The organism is Allobosea sp. 01N443 (genome assembly GCF_056399325.1).
On record NZ_JBFTRC010000218.1, the window covers coordinates 1 to 10,066 of the forward strand.

The 10,066-nt window shown below is 64.4% G+C and carries 9 protein-coding genes, 1 tRNA gene and 1 pseudogene; 6 read left to right on the top strand and 5 right to left on the bottom strand.

Annotation, left to right across the window (positions count from 1 at the left end):
• A partial coding sequence (locus AC1DRP_RS31765) for an HPP family protein (protein WP_476770580.1) occupies nucleotides 1-420 on the top strand: 420 nt, incomplete at its 5' end.
• A 123-nt stretch (nucleotides 421-543) separates the two neighbouring features.
• Nucleotides 544-1,509, top strand: a complete 966-nt coding sequence (locus AC1DRP_RS31770) for a 1-aminocyclopropane-1-carboxylate deaminase/D-cysteine desulfhydrase (RefSeq protein WP_441506282.1) — start codon at nucleotides 544-546, stop codon at nucleotides 1,507-1,509.
• A 218-nt stretch (nucleotides 1,510-1,727) separates the two neighbouring features.
• Here AC1DRP_RS31770 and AC1DRP_RS31775 read toward each other — a convergent pair.
• The 3 genes from AC1DRP_RS31775 to phhA form a co-directional block, all read right to left on the bottom strand.
• A tRNA-Lys gene (locus tag AC1DRP_RS31775) sits at nucleotides 1,728-1,803 on the bottom strand.
• Nucleotides 1,804-1,946: 143 nt separating this feature from the next.
• Nucleotides 1,947-3,221 carry a solute carrier family 23 protein gene (locus AC1DRP_RS31780; protein WP_441491556.1) on the bottom strand — a complete coding sequence of 425 codons (1,275 nt, stop codon included), beginning with the start codon at nucleotides 3,219-3,221 and terminating at the stop codon, nucleotides 1,947-1,949.
• A 135-nt stretch (nucleotides 3,222-3,356) separates the two neighbouring features.
• Nucleotides 3,357-4,232 (bottom strand): phenylalanine 4-monooxygenase, encoded by an 876-nt coding sequence (gene phhA, locus AC1DRP_RS31785; protein ID WP_441506283.1) that lies wholly within the window; start codon nucleotides 4,230-4,232, stop codon nucleotides 3,357-3,359.
• A gap of 122 nt (nucleotides 4,233-4,354) precedes the next feature.
• Between phhA and AC1DRP_RS31790 the strand changes: the two genes are divergently transcribed.
• Both AC1DRP_RS31790 and AC1DRP_RS31795 read left to right on the top strand, forming a co-directional pair.
• Entirely contained in the window at nucleotides 4,355-4,837 is a 483-nt protein-coding gene (locus AC1DRP_RS31790) for an Lrp/AsnC family transcriptional regulator (protein WP_476770581.1), read from the top strand.
• A gap of 96 nt (nucleotides 4,838-4,933) precedes the next feature.
• On the top strand, nucleotides 4,934-5,758 hold the full coding sequence (locus AC1DRP_RS31795; RefSeq protein WP_441491559.1) for a class I SAM-dependent methyltransferase: 825 nt from the start codon (nucleotides 4,934-4,936) through the stop codon (nucleotides 5,756-5,758).
• Nucleotides 5,759-5,864: 106 nt separating this feature from the next.
• On the opposite strand, the gene AC1DRP_RS31800 is transcribed toward AC1DRP_RS31795, so the two are convergent.
• Nucleotides 5,865-7,430 carry a 2-isopropylmalate synthase gene (locus AC1DRP_RS31800; RefSeq protein WP_069879891.1) on the bottom strand — a complete coding sequence of 522 codons (1,566 nt, stop codon included), beginning with the start codon at nucleotides 7,428-7,430 and terminating at the stop codon, nucleotides 5,865-5,867.
• Nucleotides 7,431-7,850: 420 nt separating this feature from the next.
• On the opposite strand from AC1DRP_RS31800, the gene AC1DRP_RS31805 reads away from it, so the two are divergent.
• A complete protein-coding gene (locus tag AC1DRP_RS31805) occupies nucleotides 7,851-8,492 on the top strand; it encodes a YoaK family protein (protein WP_441491560.1) in 642 nt (213 codons plus the stop codon).
• 78 nt (nucleotides 8,493-8,570) lie between these two features.
• Nucleotides 8,571-8,906 (top strand): hypothetical protein, encoded by a 336-nt coding sequence (locus tag AC1DRP_RS31810; protein ID WP_476770582.1) that lies wholly within the window; start codon nucleotides 8,571-8,573, stop codon nucleotides 8,904-8,906.
• A 153-nt stretch (nucleotides 8,907-9,059) separates the two neighbouring features.
• Here AC1DRP_RS31810 and AC1DRP_RS31815 read toward each other — a convergent pair.
• Nucleotides 9,060-9,947 (bottom strand): annotated as a pseudogene (locus tag AC1DRP_RS31815) (IS110 family RNA-guided transposase); the annotation flags it as partial.
• Between the last annotated feature and the right edge of the window lie 119 nt (nucleotides 9,948-10,066).

The following is a 10,066-nucleotide window of genomic DNA, read 5'->3' on the forward strand; positions in this document are numbered from 1 at the left end:
GTTCCTGACGTCACCCTCGCCGCGGCGCTCGCGGTGGCGCTTGCGATCGCCGTCATGTCGGTCACGCGGTCGCTTCATCCTCCCGGCGGCGCGGTTGCCCTGACTGCCGCACTTGGTGGCTCGGCTGTCGCCAAATGGGGCTCTCTGTTCCCGCTGATCCCCGTCGGGTTGAACTCGCTGGCCTTGGTTGCGCTCGGGGTGGCATTCCATGCCCTCTCGCGCCGCTCCTATCCCCATCGTGCAGCACGAACCGAGCTGAACAAACTCCCGACGGGCTCAGCTCCGCCCTTCATCGCGGCGGATATCGACGAAGCTCTGGCGCAAATGGGCGAGACCTTTGACATCGCGCGCGATGATCTGGACCGGTTGCTGCAATATGCGGAGGCAAATGCGGCACGCCGACAAGCCCGGACGTCCTGAACGTCAGCATCGAGCGCTGGATTGCACCGCCGCCGGGCTTGTCTATTGCTATAGGGCGCTTCGCTTGTCTCGCCATGCTCGGCGTCGCGGCGGCGCCCCTGCATTCTGGATCTGGACCACGTCATGCTGAGCGCGTTTCCGCGGATCGATCTCGTCGGCGGCCCAACGGCGCTTGAGCCGATGCGCCGCATCGGCCGTGTGACCGGGCATCCGCAGCTTTGGATCAAGCGCGACGATTGCATGCCGCTGGCCTTCGGCGGCAACAAGGTGCGCAGCCTCGAATTCTGGATCGGAGAAGCGCTCGCACGGAAGAGCGACATGTTGGTGGTGGCCGGCGGCCTGCCCTCCAACCAATGCCGGCTGGCCGCGGCGGCGGCGGCAAAAATCGGCATCGACATGCTCGTCCTCTATGCCGGCGACCCATCGGCTCCTCTGCGCGGCAACGCCCTGCTGACGAAGCGACTGGGGGCCGACATCCAGATGCTCGGCCCCGTTGGCGAGGAGGAGCGTGGGCGGCTGGCGTGGCAGACAATCGCCGAACTCGTGGCAGCGGGACGACGGCCCTATCTGATTGGCGATCCGGTTCTGGGGGCGTTGGGCTATGTCCGGGCGGCGCAGGAGTTATCCGAACAGGCCCAGGCGCTGAGTCTCGATCTCCGGCACATCGTACTTCCCGGCTCGATGGGCGTGACGGAAGCGGGAATGATCTTCGGAGCGGCCGTCCTCGGACTGCCGTGGACCTTCCATCTGGTCAGCGTCGAATACGACGCTTGTACCCTTCGGCGCCGTCTCGACGCTATCCTGCGCGACCTTGCTGGGCTTGTTGGCCGAGCCCTGCCATCAGGGTGTCTCGACCGCGTCCGCATCGACCTCGGACAACTCGGCGAGGGATATGGCACCCCCACGCCGGCATCGGTTCAGGCGGCAGCTCTCTTTGCCCGGCATGAGGCGCTGATCCTTGAACAGACCTACGTGGCCAAAACCTTCGCCGGGCTTCTGAAGCTGGCGGAAGACCGCATCATTTCGCCCGATGACGCGGCCTGCATCCTGCACACCGGCGGCACGCCGGCGATTTTCGAACAGGGCTGATCCGCGCACACGCCTTCGTTCAAACGGGGCGCTCGTCCGGCTGTGCGGAGCGCTGGAATCTGGCCGAAGTTGCCGCTGCTACGCTGGGTCGAAGATTTGGCCGGCTCGGCACGAATGCATACCGGAACATGCAGCACGAGCCGCAAAACAACCATGCCGGTCCCGGGCAAGGCCGGTCCCCAGGCGGGGCTAAATATCTGAACTTCAAGGAAGGTTCGTGGTGGGTGATGTAGGGCTCGAACCTACGACCCKCTGATTAARRGTCAGMTGCTCTACCAACTGAGCTAATCACCCATACGCCACGAAGACGTTGCCTTTCTGCCGGCCGGAACCGCGTCAGGCAGGGGGCGTGTAACAAACGCCCCCTGCCCTGTCCACCCCGTTTGAGCAGAAAAATGCACTCCGGCTAAATGCCTGTGTGCAACTGCGAGAAATCCTCACGCAGTGCGGCGATTGAGCAGGTGGTAAAGTGCGATCGCACCGAAGGTAGCGGTGCCGATTCCGCCGAGTTCGAAGCCGAAAATCGGCAGTTTGAGATCGCCGGCGCCGAGGATCAGCGCGGTCGCAACCGTGATGAGGTTCTTCGGCGCAGAAAAATCGACCTTGTTCTCGACCCAGATCCGGCCCGCAGTCGCAGCGATCAGGCCGAAGACGACGACAGCGAGACCGCCCAGCACTGCGACCGGGATCGTGCCGATCACCGCGCCGAATTTGGGCGAGAAGCCGAGCACCAGTGCGATCACGCCCGCAGCGACGAAGACCAGGGTCGAATAGACCCGCGTCACCGCCATCACGCCCATGTTTTCGGCATAGGTCGTGACGCCCGTGCCGCCGCCCGACCCGGCGATGATGGTCCCCAACCCGTCGGCCATGAAGCCGCGCCCGATCAGCGGATCGAGGTTACGGCCGGTCATCACGGCAATGCCCTTGATATGCCCGAGATTCTCCGCGACCAGGATGATCGCGACCGGAGCGATCAGCGCCATCGCCTTGAAATCGAAGACCGGTGCGACGAAATTCGGCAAGCCGAACCAGGATGCTGCGGCGATCTTCCCGAAATCGATTGTCGGAGCGCCGAAAGATGAGGCCGTCGCAGCATAGACCACATAGGCCGTGAGGCCGCCGATCAACACCGGCAGCCGCTGCGCCAGCCCGCGCCCGTAAACCGCCACCAGCGCGACCGCGACGACGGTGAACAACGCGATCCATTTCGTATAGGGGCTCGCCGAGATCATGTTCATCGCGACCGCGGTCAGGTTGAGACCGATCGCGGCGACAACCGCGCCGGTGACCACGGGCGGCAGCAGTTTCTCGATCCAGTTGGTGCCGACGGCCTGCACGATCAGGCCGATGGCGAAATAGACCGCGCCGCAGGCGATGATGCCGCCAAGCGCCACCCCGATATTCGCGTTGGGGCCAGCCCCGGCATAGCCCGTCGCAGCGATCACCACGCCGATGAAGGCAAAGGAGGAACCGAGATAGCTCGGCAGCTGCCCCCTGGTGATCACGAAGAAGAGCAGCGTCGCGATGCCCGAGAAGAAGATCGCGACATTGGGGTCAAACCCCATCAGCAGCGGTGCCAGCACTGTCGAGCCAAACATGGCAACGACGTGCTGCAACCCCGCGACGATCGTCTGCCCGGTCGGCAGCCGCTCATCCGGCATCACCGCGCCGGTTGTTTTCAATGTCCATTTCGGAAAATAGCCAGCCATGCCTCACGCTCCCCAGCCAAGCCGCGACCATGCTCGCGTCACGAACGGACATAGAAGGCAAGCGCGCTGCCGCCGCCAAGACGGCGGCAGCGAAATCGCTGTGATTTCAGGGGAAAACCGGTTCTCCCCGGCAGCTCAGGAGGCGATCTGCGTTTGCCGATGGTGGCTCTGATCACCACGCTGGAAAAGACGATCCGCCGGCAGCGCCATTTCCGGATCGATATCGGCCCCGGCCCGCGCCTGGGACAAGGTCATCGCCAGCGATGTTTCATCAAGCGCCGGCATGGCGTCGAAGCCGGGCATCACGAAATAGCTCTGCTGGTAATCGTCGATGCGGTAGAGCGTACGCATCACGCGGACCGCATCGAAGGCGATGCGGTTGGGTGATGTGCTCTCGAGCGCGAAGATCGTCTCCCCCGGCGAGGAGGCGATGCCGGCACCGAAAATGCGCAGGCCGGACTTGGTCTCGATCAGCCCGAACTCGACGCTGTACCAGTAGAGCCGCGCCAGCCGCGCAAGATCGGCGGCATCATGCAGTCGCAATCCCGCCTCGCCATAGGCCGCGACGAAATCGGCATAGGCCCGGTTCATCAGCAGCGGCACATGGCCGAAGATGTCATGGAAGATGTCCGGCTCCTCGATGTAGTCGAACTCCTCTGGCCGCCTGATCCAGAAGCCCGCTGGGAAGCGGCGTGCCGCCAGATGCGTGAAGAAGACCCGGTCCGGCACCAGCCCCGGCACGGCCACCACCGTCCAGCCGGTCGCCGCTTCGAGCACGCGGTTCAGGTCGCGAAAATCGGGAATGCCATCGGCAGCGATGCCAAGCGCAGTGAGCCCCTCGAAATATTCGTCGCAGACGCAACCGCGGAGCAACTCGGCCTGGCGTCGATGCAGCCGCGACCAGGTTTCATGATCAGCCCGCGAATAGGCGTCGAAACGTTGATCGACGACGAAATCCTCTGGTATTTCATGCGGCTTCAAGCCGGAGCGGGAGAACGGATCGGTCGACATGGCGCACCTCCCTTGCATGCACTGAGCATGCGCGGAGCCGACGGTCATGTCCTGACCATTTCTTGTTCTTCGACACGTCTGTTGGCAGGATATGACCCGAGGAAATGGATTGAGGTCCGATGATGCCCCACCATCCTGCAAACCCGTCTCGGCTCGACGAGACCGATCGGCGGATCCTGCGTGCCCTGCAGCGTAACGGCCGGATCACCAACGCAGCTCTGTCCGAAGAGATCGGCATGGCGGCCTCGCCCTGCCTGCGCAGGCTCAAGGCGCTGGAGGAGGACGGCATCATTGCCGGCTACCGCGCGGAACTGAACCGGCGCGCACTCGGCCATGGCGTCGAAGCCTATGCCTTCGTCAAGCTCTCGCAATCCGACCCGGACTGGCGGACAAGGCTGGTCGAGAAGCTCAAATCCTTCGAGGAGGTGATCTCCTGTCAGGCCATGACCGGCGAATGCGACCTGCTCGTTCATATCGTCGCGGACGATATCGAGGCCTATGGCGAATTCGCGATGCAGCGCCTGCTGACGCTGCCCGGCGTCGCGGACATGCGCTCCTCCTTCGTGCTGGCGACGATCAAAGCGGACGAGGGCTGGCCGGTGTGAGGGCGAGCGGACGTTTCGCTCCGATCGTGCTATCCTCAAGTACGATGCGCGCCGCGCGACCGCGGCCAAGCGGAGTGTAATGGGGAGGCCCGTTTGATGGCCGCATCCAGTGCCTTCGGGAATCTCGAGCAGACGGGCTGGGGCTCGGCGACGGTCGCGCTCGCCTATCATCGCAATCTGGGCGAAGTGACATCGGGTTGCATCCCCGAGCTGATCCGCGCCGCCGATCTGAATGCGGGGGATAGGGTTCTCGATGTCGCCTGCGGTGTCGGCTATGTGGCGGCCGCCGCGCGTGACCATGGCGCAGATGCCATCGGCCTGGACTTTTCCGCAGTCCAGATTCGGCTGGCACAGCAGACCTATCCAGATATCCGCTTTGTGGAGGGGAATGCCGAGGCCCTCCCCTTTGCCGATGGTGAGTTCGATGCCGTCCTCAACGCCTTCGGATTGCCCCACCTGCCCGATCCGGACAAGGCACTGGCCGAGGCCTGCCGCACTCTCAAACCCGCCGGGCGCTTTGCCTACGCCTCGTGGAGCGACGCGACGAAGTGTATCGGTTTCTCGATGGTCTATGACGCGATCCACGCTCATGGCTCGCTGGACGTGGGGCTGCCTCCCGGCCCCAACTTCTTCAGCTATGGCGAACCGGGCTTCGCCGCCCAGTTGCTCGCCCGAGCCGGTTTCGTGAATATATCGACCGTGGAAGTCCCGCTGGTCTGGCGCGTTTCATCTCCCGACGCGATCATCGACGCCATTTCATCCGGCACGGTCCGCGCCGCAGCTGTCCTGCGCCTGCAGCGTCCGGAGAACCTGGCCAGGATCAAGGAATATCTGCGCGAACGGGTCTCCGCATACGAGCGCAACGGCATCTATGCCGTGCCGTCGCCGGCCCTGGTCGCCAGAGGTAGCAAGCCCGGCTGACGCGGCATCGCCGGTCTCGTCGCAAACCGCCGGAACATCACTTTACCGCAAGCCCCCGGGACGAACTCATCGTCTCGCCCCGGGGCCCGCAGTTGAAGGGTGGCAGCTACTCCGCAGCCGCCTGCGCATGCACGCGCGCACCACGCGCGATCAGCTTGTTGAGCGCCGAGAGATAGGCCTTGGCCGAAGCGACCAGAGTGTCGGGGTCGGCGCCGCGGCCAGTGACCGACGCACCGCCCTCGGAGAGCCTGACAGAAACCTCGGCCTGGGCATCGGTGCCCTCCGTCACGGCATGGACGTCGTAGAGCTCCAGATGGGCCTCGTGCGGCACGATCGCCTTGATCGCCTTGAAGACCGCATCGATCGGCCCGTTGCCTTCGGCTTCCTCGGCGACGACGCGCCCTTCGACATCCAGCTTCATCATGGCCCGCTGCGGGCCACGCGTGCCGGCGATCACCGTCAGCGAGACCAGCTTCACGCGGTCATGCGCGGTTGCGATGTTCTCGTCGACCAGCGCTTCGATATCCTCGTCATAGACGTGCTTCTTGCGATCGGCCAAGGCCTTGAACCGGGTGAAGGCGTCCTCCAGCTGGTTGTCGCCGAGATCGTAGCCCATGTCCTTCAGCTTGGAGCGGAAGGCGGCGCGCCCCGAATGCTTGCCCATCACCAGTGAGGTCTTGGTCACGCCGACCGAGGCGGGCGTCATGATCTCATAGGTCTGCTGGTGCTTCAGCATGCCGTCCTGGTGAATGCCGCTTTCATGGGCGAAAGCGTTCCGACCGACGATCGCCTTGTTGTACTGCACCGGGAAGGAACAGGCGGTGGAAACCGCCTTCGACGCACGCATCAGCATGGCCGACTCGATGCCGGTATCGTAGGGCAGCACGTCGCCACGGACCCGCAGGGCCATCACCACCTCTTCCAGCGCCGCGTTGCCCGCGCGCTCGCCGATGCCGTTGATCGTGCATTCGACCTGCCGCGCGCCGCCCTCGATGCCGGCCAGCGAGTTGGCGACAGCCAGGCCGAGATCGTTATGACAGTGCACCGAGAAGATCGCCTTGTCGGCATTCGGCACGCGCTCGCGGATCGAGCTGAACATGGTGCGATACTCGTCCGGCGTCGCGTAGCCGACGGTATCGGGCAGGTTGATCGTCGTCGCCCCCGCCTTGATCGCTGTCTCGACCGCCCGGCAGAGATACTCGATCGGCGTGCGCGTCGCATCCATCGCCGACCACTCGACATCCTCGACCAGGTTGCGCGCCTGGGCGACGGTCCTGGTGATGATCTCCAGAACCTCATCCTCGGTCTTGCGCATCTGATGCTGCAGATGGATCGGAGAGGTCGAGACGAAGGTGTGGATGCGCGGCTTCACCGCGTGGCGGACGGCTTCCCCAGCCCGAGCGATATCGGCGCTGATGGCGCGCGCCAGCCCGGCAACGGTCGCACGCTTGATCCGCTTGGCGATTTCCGAGACGGCCTCGAAATCGCCATCGGACGCGATCGGGAAACCGGCCTCGATGATGTCCACGCCCATCGCGTCCAGCACATCCGCGACCTCCAGCTTCTCCTCGAAGGTCATGGTCGCGCCGGGGCATTGTTCACCGTCACGCAGAGTGGTGTCGAAGATCAGCACCCGGTCCTTGGAGGATGCAGTCTGGGAAGCGTTGGTCATGGTCGTGATCCTGAATGGGTCGCGCCGCGGTCGTTCGGATGGGCGCGTTAGGTCTGGAAGGCGGTTCTCGTCACTCCCCTGAGCGCCCAGGCATGCATGCCCGGCCGGCCCTCAGGGGCGGCTAAGGAGAAGAAGCTGACCAAGGCCAAGCGGAGCGCGCATGCCGACCGTCCGCGCAGCGGCGCGGCTCAGGATCCAGGCATGGGTGGCAGATGCGGCCACGGGCGTTCCTCGTTCGACTGGACACGATGTAACCGAAAGCACCCGCGGTGCGCAAGCATGTGACACATGCGAAGTTTGCAACGTCGTCCCGGCCGGAGTCTCGCTATCCTGACCGGGCCGCAACTGCTGGCGCGGCATGCATTGTCCGCTCCCTGCGAATCGCATTCGATCGCCGGGCAGGCTGGGGAGAGATATCCGATGATGCGCTACGACCGCCGCACGATCGGTCTTGCGGTCGGGCTGACCTGTCTTGCGGGCTATGTCGATGCGCTCGGCTTCATCAGCCTTGGCGGTTTCTTCGTGTCCTTCATGACCGGGAATACGACGCGGCTCGGGATCGAACTCGCCAACGGCCATCTCGGCGGTATCGCGCTGGCAGGCGGTATCATCATGCTCTTCGTCGGCGGCGTGGTGCTCGGCTCGCTCGTCGGCCATTTTGCCCGGACGAGGCGGCATACCGCCGTGCTGGCAGCTCTGACGATCTGTCTCTTCATCGCTGCGCTGTCCGACAGGCTGGGAGAGGCCGGCATCAGCATCGCCATGCTCGCCGTCGCCATGGGCATGGAAAACTCCGTCTTCCAGCGCGACGGCGAAGTCACGATCGGCCTGACCTACATGACCGGCACGCTGGTAAAGATGGGGCAACGCATCGCCGGGGCCCTGCTTGGCGGCTCCCGCCTCGCCTGGCTGCGCCATTTCACGCTCTGGCTTGGGCTGCTGAGCGGAGCGGTTGCCGGCGCTCTTGCGCATCACATGATCGGACTCGACGCAATCTGGCTGGCGGCCGCTTTCTCGGGGTTCCTGACACTGGCTGCCTCCCGCCTCCTGCTGACGGACTGACCTGCGAGCGGAGGCGATTGGAACGGCGCGGGGAATCGGTCATTGTCCCGGCCATTCGCCAGCCGGAGCCTGCATGCGATGCGCGCCACTTCGTTCTTGATCCCCGCCCTCGCCGGCTTCCTTCTCGCCGCCTGCCAGACAGCCGGACCACCGCCCGCCCCGGCACCGGAGCAGGCAGCACCGGGCGTGACGCCCAGCACCTTCCGCATGCCGAGCGGATCGGGCTGCTCGGGCGAGGTCGAACGTTTCCAGGCGGTGATGGATAACGACCTCGCGACCGGCCACACCACCAAGGGCGTGCACAGCCGCGTCAGTGCCGAGATTGCCAATGCCCGCAGGAGTTGCGCCGCGGGCAATGACGCCAGGGCGATCTCCCAGGTGCGCGCCACCAAGTCACGGTTCGGTTATCCGTAAGGCTTCTGTAATGGGCCTTTGATCGTCAAGTCCCTCTGAACGATATCTCGTCGCCAGGATCATGCTTCTGTCCGTGGTCAGTACGAAGACCGCCACACCATGCCATCAGATCCAGAGCCGACAGGTCAATCTAGGGGTGCGTGATTTGCCGTTGAGGCTCGAGAAGCGGGTCGCCCGCGTCAGCATAATATGCGCCGCCTCGAAAAGCGCGGTTCGCACCATGGTGTCGCCGACTTTGCTGACGCCGCCGTCCCGGTTCGTCTCGCCTGACTGATACTTCTTGGGCGTCAGCCCGAAATAGGCGCCAACCGTGCTGGATTTCCCAAACCGCGCAGGATCATCCACCGCCGAGCGATAGGTCAGGGCGACCAGCGCGCCGACGCCCGGGGTGGACATCAACCGGTGGCAGACCTTGTCGGCGCGCGCGATCTTCAGCATCTCGCGATGAAGCTTCGTGAACTCGCTCCACAGCGCCGCGCGCGCCGCCAGCATCGCGCCGATCACCGTCTCCAAGACGACGTGGCCCGAGGTCAGTTCGCGGATGCGCGCCTCGAACCGGCCCCGGCTGACGTCGCCGACCTTCAACCCATACCCGCGCAGGATGCCACGGATGCTCAGTTCGACGTCGAGAAGCTTGCCTTGCAGAAGCTTGCGGCCAACCAGAAGCGCCCGGGTATCCTGGGAGTTCACCGATTTCGCGTGGACCGCGCGATACCAGCCCATCCGCAGCAGTTGCGCGATCCCGCGGGCGTCTTTCCGATCGGTCTTCACCGTCATCGCCGAAAGCGCCGCCTTCACGTGACGGGTCTCCAGTAAAACGACCTCACGGCCAGCAGCGACAAGAGCTGCGTGCAGCCACTGCGAGAGCGGCCCAGCCTCCAGGCCAATGCGAACGACGGGCAATTCCAGCTCGGCGAAAAACTCAACAAGCGCCTCGGGCTCGCTGGCGACCTTGATCTCGCGGGCGATCTTACCCGTCGCATCGACCACGCACACGCTGCTCTCTGTCAGAGAGACATCGATTCCAGCATAATGCTCCACGGCTGTTCCTCTCATGATGCTTGAGGCCGATCGCTCGGACCTCGTTTTCAACACCATCATTCTGAGGGACAGCCACCCAAAATGGCTATTCGAAGCGCCGGCCCATTACGGCATCTAGG